Here is a 14700-nt window from a genome sequence, read left to right as displayed (position 1 = left end):
CGATCCGCTCACCGACGACGCCGTGCACATCCTCAACTCCCTCGGCATCGCGAATCCCCGGTCCGGGTTGGCACACTAATCTGGTGCAACTCGGGCCGGACCAGGGGAGTCCGCGAACAACTGAGTGGCGCCGCTACCGAGCGGCTGATGTTGTTCTCGAAATCCTGTCGCGTTGTGATGGACCGGTCGGTATCCGCAAGACCGGCAACGCCGGCTTACTGCCTTCGCGACCAAGCCGCCCAACTGTTGCTGCCGCTTGACGAATGCGTAGGACACCCCCGCGTCTTTCGCACCGCCGGAGGGGCCGTGTCATCAGTGCAGTTCAGGAGACTTCACGCTGACATCCGTGCGAGAGGTCGCTGTTCGCGCAGGCGGTTCGACATCTCCTCACGGGCTGACACCCACCAGCGCGGCTGATCGAGGCAGAGCCTGGCGAGGATGGCATTCTCCGCGTCTGTCAATACCGCCGCGGCCGGTGTTCTCGACGGGCGAGCGCTTCTTCGTGGTCGCCCCGCACTCGCGCACGAGAAGGAGCACGAGTGTTTCGGTCCGTGGTGGGCTGACGCTCGCCGCGGCGGCAGGCGCGTCGTGGTGGCTGACGCCGACCTCGGATGGCCGACCGGCGCACGGGGAGAACGACGAGCTCGGCCCCTTGGTGGTGGGCCGAGCTCGTACACCTACCCAGGCAGAAGGACAGTAGGAGTGGCCAAGGCATCGACGGATGCGGTCACGGTATCCGTCGCTCCAGGTGGCGCCGACGCGCTCGGCGAGATCGACCGGTTCGTCCGCGACATCTGGGAGACGCGGATGTCGACCAGTTCGACGAGCGTGCGATCGAGGCCCGCCTGGGCGGCGGCTTCACCGACGTCTACCGCGCCGCGACCTGTGCGCGGTAGACGGGGCGGGTCTGCTCGTCGATCGAGATGCTGGCGGGTATGGCTGTGGTCATTGCTGGGTTGCGGGCCAGTCGACGAGGTGATCGTAGTTGTGGTGTGTGCGTAGATATTTCGCGACGTATGGGCACACCGGGACGATGCGTTCGCCGGTGGCGGCGACGTCGTCGAGTGCGAATTCCACGAGTCGGCCGGCAAGACCGAGGCCGCCGTAGGCAGGATCGACCTCGGTGTGGACGAACACTCGCTGGGTGTCGCCGCCGGCGCGGGTGCGAGTGCGGTACTGGGTGAAGCCGATGACGGTGTCGCCGTCGCGGAGTTCGTAGCGGTGCCGGTCCGGCGCATGAGCGACGGTGATGTTCGCAAGTCGCGGGTCGGGAGTGTCGGTGCTCATCGCGTGTCCTTCCTGGGAGAACCGTGCAGTTCACCCGAACCAAGGTAATTGACTAAGCAACTATACTGCGTGTACATGTCTTCGGCCGGTACACCGCTGATTCGTACCCGGTCCGCCCGCCGTCGGTGACCGGCAAGGAACCTTGTTCTACCAAGAGGGCGGTTCGATTGTGAGACTGGACCGTCGTACGTCGACCGGGATGCGGATGGGCGGCTCGATGACTGAGCACTCGAGTTCGCAGTCACTCACCGAGACCGACGTCGTCGAGTACCGCTGGAGTGTCCCGGTCGATCCTGGGGTCTGCGCACACTGGGGCCGGGAAGCGGCCCCGCCGGGATCCGCGGCATCAGAGTCCGGGCAGCTGGGGCCACACCGGCGCCGGGATCGGTGGGGGAGGCGGAAGCGTCGGCAGCTCCAGTTGGGGCAGACCGGGAATGAGTGGGGCTCGCTCCGGAGAAGGCGGCGGAGCCGGCGTGTCGACCGGCGCGTCCTCCCGGGTACCGCCGGTGACGGAACTCTGTGTCTGCGGCTGATCGGCACGGGTTCCGCTCCCGTCCGCGCCCGCCGACTGCTCGCCCACTGCCGGCCGGCCCTCCTCCGGTGAGACGGTTGCATCTGCGGTCCTCGTGGATCCGGGTTGCACGCTCTGCTGCGGTGGCGGAACGTCGGTGCTCTGTTGCGTGGTGGACTCGGGGTCCGGCTCGGGGCCCTGCAGAACCTCGACGCCGAGACCGAAGGCAGCAGCGGCGACCACGATCCCGCCGGCGAGGAATAGCCGTCGACGTCGCTGTTGCGGTGCGGTTGCCCGGACGGCTTGCCGGGGTTCGGTGGTCCCGAGATCTCTGCTCGCGTCGTCCGACGCGGAGGTCAGCGCGGGGATGACGGTGGTGTCGGTATCGGTGAACTCACCGGCCGCCGGGACGGCGAGCAGCGCCGCCCCTTCCGCCGCGACGAGTTCGGGTTGTGCGGGCACGATCACCGGAAGGTCGAGCCAGGACTCCATCACCGACGTCACCAGCGGAATGTTCGCACCGCCGCCGATGAGCACCGCGGCATCGGGGGTACGTCCCGAGCGCTCGATGACCTCTCGGGCGAGGCGGGCCGAGCTCTTCACAGCCCCGTCGATGAGCGAATCGAAGCTGTCCTGGGAGAGCAGCACCAAACCGCCCTCACCGGGCATGCACACCGCGTCCTTGGTGGACAGTTGCTCCTTCGCCTCGCGGCATCTGGCCGTGAGGGCACGCCGTGCAGCCGCGTCGGCCGGCGGGGTGAAGCGGCGTAGTTCGACGTGATGGTCGTAGATCAACCGGTCGACGAGATCACCACTGATGTCCTCCGAGCGTGCGGTGCTCAGCACGATGCCGGTCGCTCGGTCGACGACCGTGACAGTCAGGCCCGAACTGCCGAGATCGTAGAAGACGAGCGTCTCGTAGTCGCCGAGATCACCCGAGGTTTCCAGCATCTCGAGCGCAGCCGTCACCTCCGGGACCAACCGGAAGTTGTCGACGTCCAACCGGGCCATCGCATAATGGAGTGAATCGGCCTGGGCTTTGTTGCGATAGGCGACTCCGACGGCCTGCACGAGGTCGATCTCGCCTGTTTCGGCCAGCACTGCATCGATGGATTGCGCGGTGAGGTTCGCCGGTCGTTCGAGAACTGCGGTCACCGCCTGTGATCGGAAGACCGGACTGTCGAGGCTCTCGCTGTCGTGGCGGGCAAGGCGCACCGCGCTGGCACCGACGGACACACCGAGCACTGAAGTCATGAAGGCGACTATAACGGTTCGGTCACGGGCGCTTCGCTCGCCGCGGCTCCGTCCGAAAACGAGTCCGACCGCGCACCCTGCGCTCGGATACCGGATTGCGGCGGTCGCCCCGGTGATCGCCGATCGGTGGCGAAGTTCTTGTTGTACAGTCGGCTTCGCGATCTCGGGCACCGTTCTCGGACGTCCCGATCCCCACGATGACGAGGAGGTTCGGGCCGGATGAGCGAACAGAGGGTTCGTGTCGAAGTGGATGGCGCCGGTGTCGCTACGGTGACGCTGAACCGCCCCGAGAAGCACAACGCCCTGGACCCTGCGATGTTCGACGCGATCGTCGACGCCGTCGAGCAGCTCGCCGCAGATCGTCGCGTCCGTGCCGTTGTGCTGCACGGCGCGGGCAAGAGCTTCTGTTCCGGTCTCGACATCACGAGCCTCGGTAGTGGGAAGATCGGTGGTCCACGGGATCTGCTCGCGCGTGCGGATGGGCAGGCCGCCAATCACGCCCAGCGCGTCGCCTACGGCTGGTCCCGTCTTGCGGTGCCGGTGATCGCTGCGATCACCGGCAACTGCTTCGGCGGCGGCCTGCAGATCGCGCTCGGCGCCGATATCCGTTTCGCGACTCCCGACGCCCGTCTGTCGATCATGGAGGTCAAGTGGGGTCTCGTCCCCGACATGGGCATCACGCAGAGCCTGCCGCGGCTCATCGGCCTTGACGTTGCGAAGGAACTCACCTTCACCGGGCGGATCATCGCGGGCACCGAGGCCGACTCGCTCGGTCTCGTCACCCATCTATCGGACGATCCGCTCGCCGCAGCGCTGGAAATCGCGCGGGAGATCGCCGGGAAGTCACCGCATGCTGTGCAGGCGGCGAAACGTCTCTACGAGGAGACCTGGACCGGCTCCGATCCGAAGTCTGCTCTGGCGCTCGAAAGTGAACTGCAGGTCGAACTGATGGGATCGCCCAACCAGATCGAGGCAGTCACGGCAGGGATGGCCGCGCGTGCACCGGTCTTCGTCGACCCGGACTGACAACCGTCAGATCTCGATGGCGGCGCCACAGATTCCGCACTGCTCCAGCCGGCGTCGGCTCCAGCGTGCAACGGGAACGAAGAACACGGTGAACTGCTTGAACTCCTTTATCCGTTCCCACTGCGTGGTGTTGTGACAGCGCGGGCACGTTCGGTTCTGTCCTGGCCCGAGGTTCTGTCGCTTGGTGCCGAATCCGAAGAGAAGAAACATCACCCGAGCATAGAGCGCCGAGTGGTGACAACCTCGGCGCCTTCCGGCGCAGATCCGTCACCGCTGCTTCCGCTTGCGTCGCTGGGTGGATCGACGTTGCTCGGATACATCGTCGAAGAAGCCGAGCACTTTTTCGGCTGCCGAATCCAGGACGCCGGCGGTCTTGTGTTGGGCAGCGCTCTCCACTGCCTTGCCGCCGACGTCGCCGATGATGTCGGGCAAGCCCTTCGGCTGGGTCTGAGAGATCTCGAGCCGATCGACCGCTTGGGCGAACCGCAGGTAGGTGTCGACGCTGGCGACGACGATGCGGGCGTCGATGGTGACGAGTTCGATGCCGACGAGCGAGACCCGCACGAACGCGTCGATGACCAGGCCTTTGTCCAAGATGGTATCGATGACGTCTGCAAGCCCGGAAGAGTTCGGTCGGGCCATCGTCCCGCCGCCCCCGCCGCCGGAGGGCTGGATCGATGTCATGATGGTGCTCCTCGTGCTGTTGCCCCTGGTGGGTCTTTGCGGCAGCCGTCGACGGAGTCTGGATGAATCGTCTTGCTGCCCAGTATTTCCCGACCTCCAGGTCCGAGGTCGAGCGAGGGGAGGCCGCGATACCCGGTGACACAGGCGTCACTTCTCCATGATGCCGCGTTCCGGCGCCGACGTCAGAACAACCGCGGAGTCGCATGCGACCCGTCACGGGCCTCACAGATGCGTGCGTGCCAACGTTCGACCAGCCACATCTCGACCATCTCCGGCTGCGTGGTGATCAACGACGCCCACAGGGTGAGCAGTTCGACGTACCGGTGGTAGCGCCGCAGCGTGAAGTCCGCGACAGACGGATTCTCGAGCCACCCTTCGTGAACAAGCGTCGATACAGCATGCTGGTCGAGAAGCTGCGCAGGTCCCGCCTCGGTCCTCACCCCGACCGCCCACAGATAGGTCGCCAGCAGGGGCACGCCCACCCCGGGAGTGTCCGGCCATCCGGACCATGTCTGGCGCGAGGTATCCGGTAGGGACCTGGTCTTCGCACAGTAGTCGAGCACGCCCTTGATCTTCGCGAACTCGTCCCGGTCCTTCGGGGCGCGTGCGTCGCGGACGTCGGGGAAGCGCCGGGCGCCACGCCGCTTCGGATGTGCGCTGCGCCAGGCTGCGCACAGGAACAGCAGCCCGAGTCCCGCGTGGTCGGAGTCGATCAGCTCGCCACCGAGGCGAAGATCGTTGCGCTGGACGACAGCGTCACCGTCATCGACGATCCGCCCGTCGAGATTGCGGCCTCGGAGCCTGATCCGATGTCCGGCACGTTCGAGGTGGCCGTTCCACCATTTCAGGTCGACGGTGACGCCCTCATCGAGCACCTGCAGGTCGAACGAGCGTGCCCGGCACCACTCCGAGCACGCCTGCGGAGGTTCGAATCCCTGGTCGTACGGATGCATTCTGCCGACCCTGCCATGCGTGGTCGGCAATCCGGGGTGGGACGCGCCGCCTTCGGACCTGTTCGCACGTCACGGCTCGAAACGATATCCGCGTCCGGCTTCGGTGAGCAGGTAGCGAGGGTTGGCCGGGTCCGGTTCGAGTTTCTGGCGCAATTGAGCGAGATAGACACGCAGATAATGGTTTTGGTTGACGTAGCTCGGACCCCACAGTTCGGTCAGCAGTTCGCGGTGGCCGACGAGTTTGCCGCGATTGACGACCAGCATTTCGAGCAGTCCCCATTCGGTGGGGGTGAGGTGGACGTCGCTGCCGTCGCGCGTGACCCTCTTGGCTGCCAGGTCCACAGTGAAGGTCTCGGTCACCACGACGGGAGCCGACGAATGCGCGACCGTGCCGGCGCGGCGGGCGGCAGCCCGGATCCGGGCGAGAAATTCCTCCATCCCGAACGGTTTGGTGACGTAATCGTCTGCTCCTGAATCGAGAGCCGCGACCTTGTCGGCGGCGTCGGTGCGGGCCGAGAGCACGATGACCGGCGCAGAACACCACCCGTGGAGGCCCGCAAGGACCTCGATGCCGTCGATGTCCGGGAGCCCGAGGTCGAGCACGATGACGTCGGGTTCATACCGCGCGGCGGCACGGAGAGCGGTGTGTCCGTCGGGGGCGGTGTGCACCTCGTATCCGCGGGCGGCGAGGTTGATGCGCAATGCACGCAGAAGTTGCGGATCGTCGTCGACGACGAGGATGCGGGTCACCGGTCCACCTCGACCGGTGCTGCGGTCAACTCGAGGATCATGGTCGTGCCACCACCGGGAGTGTCGGTAGCTGTGAGCGTTCCGCCCATCGCGGCGACGAATCCGCGGGCGACGCTCAGACCGAGTCCTGCGCCGCCGGTGGCACGTTGATCTCCGGATCGAGGGAAGGCGGCGAAGGTGTCGCGATCGTCCTCGTGGAGGCCGGGACCACTGTCGGCAATGGTGAGGAGGGTGTGTCCATCGGAGGCGATGGCCTCGACGCGGATCGGCCCCTCTGGGGCGTAGCGCACGGCATTGTCGAGCAGGTTGGCCAGGACCCGCTCGAGCAGGCCACTGTCCGCCGTCACCATCATCTCGCCCACGTCGATGTGTATGCGCTCGCGGACGGTGCGGGAGGCTTCCGATCTTCCACTCGCCAGGGTGAGCAGGGCTCGGTGTATCACCTCGTCGAGGTAGACCGGCTGCAGATCCGGAGTGACGACCCCGGCTGCGAGCCGGGACGAGTCGAGCAGGTTCGACACCAAGGCGGTGAGTTGGTCGGTGGATTCCTCGATGGTTGCGAGCAGTTCGGCGGTGTCTTCGGGGGAGAACTCGATGTCGGTGCTGCGCAGGCTGGACACCGAGGCTTTGATCGCGGCGAGCGGGGTACGCAGGTCGTGGCTCACCGCGGAGAGCAGCAGCCGTCGCAGCCGATCGGTCTCGGCCAGCGTCGAGGCGTGGGCGGCCTCGGCGGCGAGTTCTCGTTGCCGGACCAGTCCGGCTGCTTGGCCGGCTACGGCGGTGAGGATGCGGCGGTCGTGGGTGCGCAGCTGTGGTCCGGCGAGCAGGAGTGCGTAGGCGGTCCCGTCGACCTCGCAGGTGGTGTCGGCGGCGGGCGCGGACCTCGGTGGTGCCGCGCCGGCCGTTCCGAGCACTTCGGGCGGATTCCGGTCGGTTCGAACGAGACTGACACCGTCCTGGCCATAGGTTTCCCGTAGCTTGTCGAGCAGCCGGTGCAGATCCGCGCCCCGCAGCACGGCCCCGGCGAACAACGCGAGCAGCTCGGCCTCCTGAGAGGCGAGCCGCGCTTCGCGGGCGCGCGCGGCGGCGACGTCGACCAGTGCGGCAACGGCCACAGCGACGACCAGGAGCACCACGGTGGTGACGAAGTTGTCGGGTTCTGCGATGGTGAAGCTGTAGCGCGGATCCGTGAAGAAATAGTTGAGCAACAGGCCTGACAACAGGGCGGCGACGATGGCCGGACCGATACCGCCGAACAGCGCGACCGCGAGAACAACGACGAAGAACAGCGCGTTCTGGCCGGCCACCGCGGTCAGCCGATCGACTCCGGCCATCACGGCCGTGGCGACGAGGGGGATGAGGATCGCCGCGATCCAGGACTGCAGTCGACGGTCGTGGCGGCCCATCAGCGCAGGTCGCACCGTTCGGTTGGCGTGTTCGTGGGTGACCATGTGCACGTCGATCCTGCCCGAGTCGCGGACGACCGCTGCACCTATGCCCTCGTCGAAGATGCGTGCCCAGCGTGAGCGGCGGGATGTGCCGACCACCAGCTGGGTGGCGTTCACTTCGCGGGCGAAGTCGAGCAGGGTGGCGGGTACTTCGTCGCCGACGACGCTGTGCAGACTCGCGCCCAGACTTGCCACGAGGGTCCGCACCTTCCCCATCTGCGGTGCCGAGACACCGGTGAGTCCGTCACCGCGGACGACGTGCACGACCATCAGTTCGGCACCGGCTCGGGTGGCGATCCGGCTCGCGCGCCGGATCAGGGTTTCGGATTCGGGTCCGCCCGTGACCCCGACGACGACCCGCTCGCGAGCTTCCCAGGTGGCGGTGATGGCATGGTCGCCGCGGTACTTCGCCAACGCCAGATCGACCTGGTCCGCGAGCCAGAGCAGCGCGATTTCCCGCAGGGCGGTCAGGTTGCCTTCCCGGAAGTAGTTGCGCAGGGCGGCGTCGACCTTGTCGGGCGCATACACATTGCCGTGCGCGAGGCGCCGCTGGAGGGCCTGGGGGGTGATATCGACGAGTTCGACCTGATCGGCACGACGCACGACGTGGTCGGGGACGCTCTCGCGCTGGGGCACCCCGGTGATCTGCTCGACGACGTCGTTGAGGGATTCGAGATGCTGGATGTTCACGGTGGACAGGACATCGATGCCCGCGTCGAGCAGTTCTTCGACGTCCTGCCACCGCTTCGGGTGACGGCTTCCCGGAACATTGGTGTGGGCGAGCTCGTCGACCACAGCGACGGCGGGGCGGCGGGCGAGTACGGCGTCGAGGTCGAGTTCGTCGAGTGCCGCGCCGCGGTAGAGGCGGCGCTGCGGTGGGATGATCTCGAGACCGGCCAGTTGCTCGGCGGTGCGGGCGCGGCCGTGGGTGTCCACGATCGCCACCACCACGTCGCCGCCGCGCGCGATCCGCCGGTGTGCCTCGCCCAGCATCGCGAACGTCTTGCCTGCGCCGGGGGCGGCGCCGAGATAGATCCTCAGCTGTCCCCGGCGCGGAGGCTGTGGAGCGTCGGGTGCAATACCGGTCACGCTGCCATCATCCACCCGAGGAAACCTGAGCGCAGCGGGGTGCGGTCAGCCCCAGGGCGACGTTCAGCTCGGGGACGTCGACTCGTCGGGCGCCGAGAAATCCTAGTTGCCGCCCTTCGGTGTGCTCGGCGACCAGCTCACGTACCCGCTCCTCCGGGAGGCCGGTGACCCGAGCCACCCGGGGCACCTGCAGCGCGGCGTAGGCAGGGGAGATGTGCGGATCTATGCCGGAGCCGGAGCCGGTGACGGCGTCGACCGGGACCGACTGCGGTGTGACGTCCTCCCGGGCCGCGATCGACGCGCGTCGTTCCTCGACGAAGCCGGCGAGGATCTCGCTGCTCGGACCCTGGTTCGACGGGAGGGCGGCAGCCGGGTCGCCGGGGGCGAAGGCGTCACCGTCGGCGACCGATCCCACCACCCGCAGGTGGAAGAAGGGGTCAGGCTGCCCTGCGGGAACCTGTGGGTCCACGCCGATCAGGCTGCTGCCGACGACGCAGCCGTTCGCATCGGTCAGCGGCGACCCTTCGGCGCCGGCCGACCCGACGCGACCCACTGCCCACACCGCGGCCGGATAGGCCACACCCACGATCACCGTCAGCGCGACCAGCAACATCAGGCCCACCCGCGCCGACCGCATCAAACTTGCGACGAAACCGAACGATCCCATCACTGTCACCCCATTCCCGGAAGCAGACGCACCAGCAGATCGATCAGCCAGATTCCCGCAAACGGGGCGAAGACCCCGCCGAGACCGTAGACGAGCAGATTGCGGCCCAGCAGAGCCGACGCACTCGCCGGGCGGTAACGCACCCCCTTCAGAGCCAGAGGGATCAACACCACGATCACCAGGGCATTGAAGATGACCGCAGACAGGATCGCCGACTGCGGTGTGGCAAGACCCATGATGTTCAACGCCGCCAGCTGCGGGTAGATCCCGCTGAACAGCGCGGGCAGGATCGCGAAATACTTCGCCAGGTCGTTGGCCAGGGAGAATGTGGTCAGCGCCCCGCGGGTGATGAGCAGCTGCTTGCCGATCTCCACGACCTCGATCAACTTGGTGGGATCGGAATCGAGATCGACCATGTTCCCGGCTTCCTTGGCCGCAGAGGTGCCGGTGTTCATCGCCACCCCCACATCCGCTCGAGCGAGAGCCGGCGCGTCGTTGGTTCCGTCACCGGTCATCGCGACGAGGCGGCCACCCTGCTGCTCGGAACGGATCAATGCCAGCTTGTCTTCCGGAGTCGCCTCGGCGAGAAAGTCGTCGACGCCCGCCTCGGCCGCGATGGCCTTGGCCGTGAGCGGATTGTCGCCGGTGATCATCACCGTGCGGATGCCCATCGCCCGCAACTGGGCGAACCGCTGTGCCATACCTGGCTTGACCACGTCGGACAACTCGACGACGCCGAGTACAGACGCGCCCCGATCATCGGCCCGGGCTACCGCCAGCGGAGTACCGCCGTCGCGGGCGATCTTGTCGATGACGGTGTTCATCGCCTGCGGGGTGGATCCACCCTGCTCGTCCACCCACCGGAGGATTGCGTCGGCGGCGCCCTTGCGGATGCTGACGATGCAGCCGGCCTCGACCGTCATATCGAGCCCGCTCATCCGGGTGTGGGCCGTGAACGCGACGAACTCGGCGAGGCGCTCACTGTCGGACGGACTCGGATCGAGGTGATACCGCTCGGTGCACAGATCGACGATGCTACGGCCCTCCGGGGTTTCGTCGGCAAGGCTCGACAACCTTGCCGCAGAAGCGATTTCGGCGTCCGTGACGCCGGGCGCGGGGTGCAGTGCGGTAGCGCGACGGTTGCCGTAGGTGATGGTTCCGGTTTTGTCCAGCAAGAGAGTGTCGATGTCCCCGGCGGCTTCCACGGCGCGGCCGGACATTGCCAGGACGTTGCGCTGGACGAGACGGTCCATGCCGGCAATGCCGATCGCCGACAACAGCGCTCCGATGGTGGTCGGAATCAGACACACCAGCAGCGCGATCAGTTCGACCGGGCCTTGGCCGACCCCGGCATAGGCGCTCATCGGCCCGATCGCGACGACGGCGAGCAGAAACATGATCGTCAATGCCGCGAGAAGGATGTTCAGGGCGATCTCGTTGGGGGTCTTCTGCCGGGCGGCACCTTCGACGAGAGCGATCATGCGGTCCACGAAGGTGTGCCCGGGTGCAGCGGTGATCCGCACGACGATGCGGTCGGAGAGCACGATGGTGCCGCCGGTGACCGCGCAGCGGTCCCCACCCGATTCGCGGATCACCGGTGCCGATTCCCCGGTGATGGCGGACTCGTCGACGGTGGCGATGCCTTCGATCACATCTCCGTCACCGGGGATCGTCCCGCCGGTCTCCACCACGACGAGATCGCCCACCCGCAGGTCGGTCGCCGGCACGGATTCTTCGGTGGTGCCCCGGGTGAGACGACGAGCAGTCGTGTCCTGCTTGGATTTCCGAAGGCTCGCGGCTTGTGCCTTGCCGCGTCCCTCGGCGACCGACTCGGCGAGGTTGGCAAACAGTACGGTGAACCACAGCCACGCGGCGATCGACCAAGCGAACAGAGTCGGCTCGACGACGGCCGCAACGGTTGCTACCACCGCGCCGACCAGCACGACGAACATGACCGGATTCCTCGCCATGTGGCGGGGGTCGAGTTTATGAATCGCCCCGGGCAGCGACGTCACAAGTTGCCGGGCATCGAATACTCCGCTGCCGACACGGTGAGGCCGGGTGGGAGCGGTGTCCGCTTCCGGACGAACATCTACGGTCACTGCAATGCCTCTGCGATCGGGCCCAGGGCGAGGGCGGGGAAGAAGGTCAAGGACGCGACGAGCACGGTCGTGCCGGTGAGCAGGCCGGCGAATGCGACGCCCGCGGTGGGAAGAGTCCCCGGCCCGGCAGGCGTGCGACGCTGGGAGGCGAACGAACCGGCCAGGGCGAGAACGAACACGATCGGGAGGAAACGCCCGAACAGCATGCACAATCCGAGCGAGGCCTGGAACCAGTCGCTCGTCACCGTCAGACCACCGAAAGCACTGCCGTTGTTGTTCGACGCGGATGCGTAGGCATAGAGCACTTCCGTGAAACCGTGGATCGCGCCGGGCGTGCCCGGATCACCCGAGTTGCCGAGGTAGCCGGTCGTGGAAGACAGGATCACGGTGATGCCGGTGCCGACGAGTACCAGTGCCGGCATCACCAACACTGCCAGTGCGGCCAAGGTGATCTCTCGTCGACGCAACTTCTTGCCGAGGAACTCCGGGGTACGGCCGACAAGGAGCCCGCCGACGAAGACTGCGATCATCGCGAGAACGAGCATGCTGTAGAGCCCGGTGCCTACTCCGCCCGGCGCGATCTCGCCGAACAGCATGTTCAACAGGATTGCGCCGCCGCCGAGTGGTGACATGCTGTCGTGCGCGGAGTTCACCGCACCCGTGCTCGTACCAGTGGTTGTCACGGCGAACAGCACCGAGCCGGGGATTCCGAAGCGTACTTCTTTGCCCTCCATCATCGCGCCGGCAGCCTCCGCGGCGATGCCGCGGGCACCGGATTCGGCCGCCGTCGTGACGGCGAGGACGGTGGTGTAGAGCACGGCCATCACGGCGAGAACGGTGAGGCCCTGCCGACGATTGCCGATCATCGTGCCATACGTGCGAGTCAGTGCGACCGGTATCAGCAGGATCGCGATGATCTCCACGATGTTGCTGATCGGGGTGGGGTTCTCGAACGGGTGCGCAGAGTTGGCGGCGAGGATACCGCCGCCGTTGGTACCCAGTTCCTTGATCGCCTCCTGAGATGCGACCGGCGCCAACGCGGTGGTGAATGCGTTTCCATCCAGTCCTGTGGAGGTGAATCCGCTGCGATATGACTGGATCACCCCCTGCGACAGCAGGATCAGCGCGATGACGACCGCCAACGGCAGGAGGATCCGTAGCGTGCCGCGAGTTAGGTCCACCCAGAAGTTGCCGATCTCCCCACCTCGACCGACGCGCACAAGTCCACGAATCAGCGCGACCGCCACGGCCATCCCGACCGCTGCGGATACGAAGTTCTGCACCGCAAGGCCGACGGATTGCGTCACCGGGCTCATCGTCGTCTCGGGAACGTAGGACTGCCAATTGGTGTTGGTGACGAAGGAGACGGCGGTGTTGAACGCTACGGCCGGACTCACCGCGCCCAGTCCGTGATCGAGGGGCAGTACGCCCTGCAGTCGCTGCAGCGCGTACAGGAAAAGTGCACTCGCCAGCGAGAAGCCGAGCAAACTGCCGGCGTATCCGTACCATCTTTGCTCGGCGCGAGGATCGATCCAGCACCACCGGTAGATCAGGCCTTCGATGCGAAGATCGTTCGACCGCACCTCGGTGTCGGTCGAATAGATCCTCGCCATGTAGTCGCCGAGCGGAACATAGGTCAATGCCAGGACTGCGACGACCAGTGCGATCTGCAGTCCCGCAGCAACTGCCGGAGTCATCGGGTCGTCAGAACCTTTCCGGATCGAGCAACGCGATCAGCAGGTAGACGACCAATGTCGTCGCCAGTGCGATGAGCACGACGCTCGCCGCTCCGGCCCACGTCATCGGTTCTCACCACGAACGTGCAGGGCGCGCAGCACCACCGCGCACAGTGAAAAACCCGCCAGGATCAACACCACGTATGCGGCGTCGGCCATGTCGTTCCCCCTTGTCACAGACCCGAAGGGGCGCCGGTCGGCGCCCGTCGTCACACCGTGGCACCGCCCGAAGGCGTCCGGCCGGATCCATGCGAAAACTTGATGCTCGAAGTCGCGATCCTGACGGTTTCTTTACACCGGACTCGAATCGCCCTGCGCAGCCTTCCTGCGGGCCCTGCGCCGACGGGGTCTGCGACCAGGGCATGCGATGTCGGTTACACACTGTTCACAGGAATTTGAGGCACATAAACCCCGCAGAAGCCCGCTTGGGTGGAAACTCGTTCCCGGGGGATGGGAGCGCGGCACCCGTTTCGTCCCTGAGGGAGGGCTGGGGCGAAACGGGTGCCGGGCAGTCAGGGTCTGGAGGCGACGTCGCGCCCTGCAACCCGACCAACGCCGATGCATCAGCGATGTGGAATCCGCCGTCCTTGCACCAGCTGAAGATGGAACTGATTCGCCTGCGGCGTACGGACTGTCGATGACCTCACCGCGGGTATCGATAGCACGAGCTCGCCCGTCACGCGTGTTCCGGAGCAGTTCCTGGACCCGCCTCGAGGCCGCCGTTGATCCGACCCGGCAACGGAGTGATTCTCAGGGCGTGGACGGAGCATCGTCAACGGGTCCGAGCTTCCCCGGACCCCGCCGGAAGTGCTCGTCCTGTGTCTCGTCGCATGCGGAGTTGTATCGATAGACGGTGCGTTCCAGCGTGAGGGCGTCCAGCCCGGTCTTTTGGCCAGCGCAACAACAGAATCGGCATGTTCGACCCAGCTCTCCTCGATCTCCACGCTGTTGTCAGCGGTCCAGCGGGCACCGTTCATGAGCAGGGTCCATCCTATGGGCAGGATCTCGGGAGCCGGGCTCAGCGGTCCGGTGCTGCGCATCCGCTCGTCGAAGATCAAGTGGAACGGCCGACGGAGGAACAGTTCGTAGGATCCATATGGGGACTGATGTAGGAACTGGTGACATCTGAACTGTGGTGCCGTGAGGCACTGCTGGAAGGATGTATCCCGTGCCCAAGCCCTATCCGAAAGAGT

12 protein-coding genes are annotated in these 14700 nt (G+C 66.3%); 1 reads left to right on the top strand and 11 read right to left on the bottom strand.

Going from position 1 to position 14700, the window contains the following annotated elements; genetic code table 11:
- Positions 1 to 945: 945 nt before the first annotated feature.
- The gene (locus tag ABZ789_RS22225) at positions 946 to 1287 is read right to left on the bottom strand and encodes a GNAT family N-acetyltransferase (protein WP_358428703.1); all 342 of its coding nucleotides are present in this window, start codon (positions 1285 to 1287) and stop codon (positions 946 to 948) included.
- A 346-nt stretch (positions 1288 to 1633) separates the two neighbouring features.
- On the bottom strand, positions 1634 to 3052 hold the full coding sequence (locus tag ABZ789_RS22220; protein WP_358428700.1) for an Hsp70 family protein: 1419 nt from the start codon (positions 3050 to 3052) through the stop codon (positions 1634 to 1636).
- A 219-nt stretch (positions 3053 to 3271) separates the two neighbouring features.
- On the opposite strand from ABZ789_RS22220, the gene ABZ789_RS22215 reads away from it, so the two are divergent.
- Positions 3272 to 4078 carry a crotonase/enoyl-CoA hydratase family protein gene (locus ABZ789_RS22215; RefSeq protein WP_358428697.1) on the top strand — a complete coding sequence of 269 codons (807 nt, stop codon included), beginning with the start codon at positions 3272 to 3274 and terminating at the stop codon, positions 4076 to 4078.
- Positions 4079 to 4084: 6 nt separating this feature from the next.
- Here the strand turns inward: ABZ789_RS22215 and ABZ789_RS22210 are convergent, their stop codons facing one another.
- The 9 genes from ABZ789_RS22210 to kdpF form a co-directional block, all read right to left on the bottom strand.
- Positions 4085 to 4288 (bottom strand): zinc-ribbon domain-containing protein, encoded by a 204-nt coding sequence (locus ABZ789_RS22210; RefSeq protein ID WP_358428694.1) that lies wholly within the window; start codon positions 4286 to 4288, stop codon positions 4085 to 4087.
- 57 nt (positions 4289 to 4345) lie between these two features.
- A complete protein-coding gene (gvpJ, locus tag ABZ789_RS22205) occupies positions 4346 to 4762 on the bottom strand; it encodes a gas vesicle protein GvpJ (RefSeq protein WP_358428691.1) in 417 nt (138 codons plus the stop codon).
- A 182-nt stretch (positions 4763 to 4944) separates the two neighbouring features.
- Positions 4945 to 5715 carry a hypothetical protein gene (locus ABZ789_RS22200; protein ID WP_358428688.1) on the bottom strand — a complete coding sequence of 257 codons (771 nt, stop codon included), beginning with the start codon at positions 5713 to 5715 and terminating at the stop codon, positions 4945 to 4947.
- A 69-nt stretch (positions 5716 to 5784) separates the two neighbouring features.
- Positions 5785 to 6465, bottom strand: coding sequence for a response regulator (locus ABZ789_RS22195; protein ID WP_358428685.1), 681 nt, complete (start codon positions 6463 to 6465; stop codon positions 5785 to 5787).
- Positions 6462 to 9002 carry a sensor histidine kinase KdpD gene (locus ABZ789_RS22190; protein WP_358428683.1) on the bottom strand — a complete coding sequence of 847 codons (2541 nt, stop codon included), beginning with the start codon at positions 9000 to 9002 and terminating at the stop codon, positions 6462 to 6464. Before ABZ789_RS22190 ends, ABZ789_RS22195 begins: the two co-directional genes overlap by 4 nt.
- A 7-nt stretch (positions 9003 to 9009) precedes the next feature.
- The gene (locus ABZ789_RS22185; protein WP_358428680.1) at positions 9010 to 9669 is read right to left on the bottom strand and encodes a potassium-transporting ATPase subunit C; all 660 of its coding nucleotides are present in this window, start codon (positions 9667 to 9669) and stop codon (positions 9010 to 9012) included.
- 5 nt (positions 9670 to 9674) lie between these two features.
- Positions 9675 to 11771: a potassium-transporting ATPase subunit KdpB gene (gene kdpB / locus ABZ789_RS22180; protein ID WP_358428677.1), complete on the bottom strand. Its 2097-nt coding sequence runs from the start codon at positions 11769 to 11771 to the stop codon at positions 9675 to 9677.
- The gene (gene kdpA, locus ABZ789_RS22175; RefSeq protein ID WP_358428674.1) at positions 11768 to 13468 is read right to left on the bottom strand and encodes a potassium-transporting ATPase subunit KdpA; all 1701 of its coding nucleotides are present in this window, start codon (positions 13466 to 13468) and stop codon (positions 11768 to 11770) included. The genes kdpB and kdpA overlap by 4 nt, the downstream gene beginning before the upstream one ends.
- 7 nt (positions 13469 to 13475) lie before the next feature.
- Positions 13476 to 13574 carry a K(+)-transporting ATPase subunit F gene (kdpF, locus tag ABZ789_RS22170; protein WP_358428671.1) on the bottom strand — a complete coding sequence of 33 codons (99 nt, stop codon included), beginning with the start codon at positions 13572 to 13574 and terminating at the stop codon, positions 13476 to 13478.
- Positions 13575 to 14700 lie beyond the last annotated feature (1126 nt).

The organism is Rhodococcus sp. NPDC047139, assembly GCF_040643435.1.
Lineage (GTDB): Bacteria > Actinomycetota > Actinomycetes > Mycobacteriales > Mycobacteriaceae > Rhodococcus.
The sequence above is the reverse complement of the archived record's forward strand: the minus strand, read 5'-3'. Positions and strand labels throughout refer to the sequence as shown.

Coding starts and splice junctions, on each gene's coding strand:
- ABZ789_RS22185 (WP_358428680.1), bottom strand. CDS start 9,669: ATGGGATCGTTCGGTTTCGTCGCAAGTTTGATGCGGTCGGCGCGGGTG.
- ABZ789_RS22210 (WP_358428694.1), bottom strand. CDS start 4,288: ATGTTTCTTCTCTTCGGATTCGGCACCAAGCGACAGAACCTCGGGCCA.
- kdpA (WP_358428674.1), bottom strand. CDS start 13,468: ATGACTCCGGCAGTTGCTGCGGGACTGCAGATCGCACTGGTCGTCGCA.
- kdpF (WP_358428671.1), bottom strand. CDS start 13,574: ATGACGTGGGCCGGAGCGGCGAGCGTCGTGCTCATCGCACTGGCGACG.
- ABZ789_RS22225 (WP_358428703.1), bottom strand. CDS start 1,287: ATGAGCACCGACACTCCCGACCCGCGACTTGCGAACATCACCGTCGCT.
- ABZ789_RS22220 (WP_358428700.1), bottom strand. CDS start 3,052: ATGACTTCAGTGCTCGGTGTGTCCGTCGGTGCCAGCGCGGTGCGCCTT.
- ABZ789_RS22215 (WP_358428697.1), top strand. CDS start 3,272: ATGAGCGAACAGAGGGTTCGTGTCGAAGTGGATGGCGCCGGTGTCGCT.
- ABZ789_RS22200 (WP_358428688.1), bottom strand. CDS start 5,715: ATGCATCCGTACGACCAGGGATTCGAACCTCCGCAGGCGTGCTCGGAG.
- gvpJ (WP_358428691.1), bottom strand. CDS start 4,762: ATGACATCGATCCAGCCCTCCGGCGGCGGGGGCGGCGGGACGATGGCC.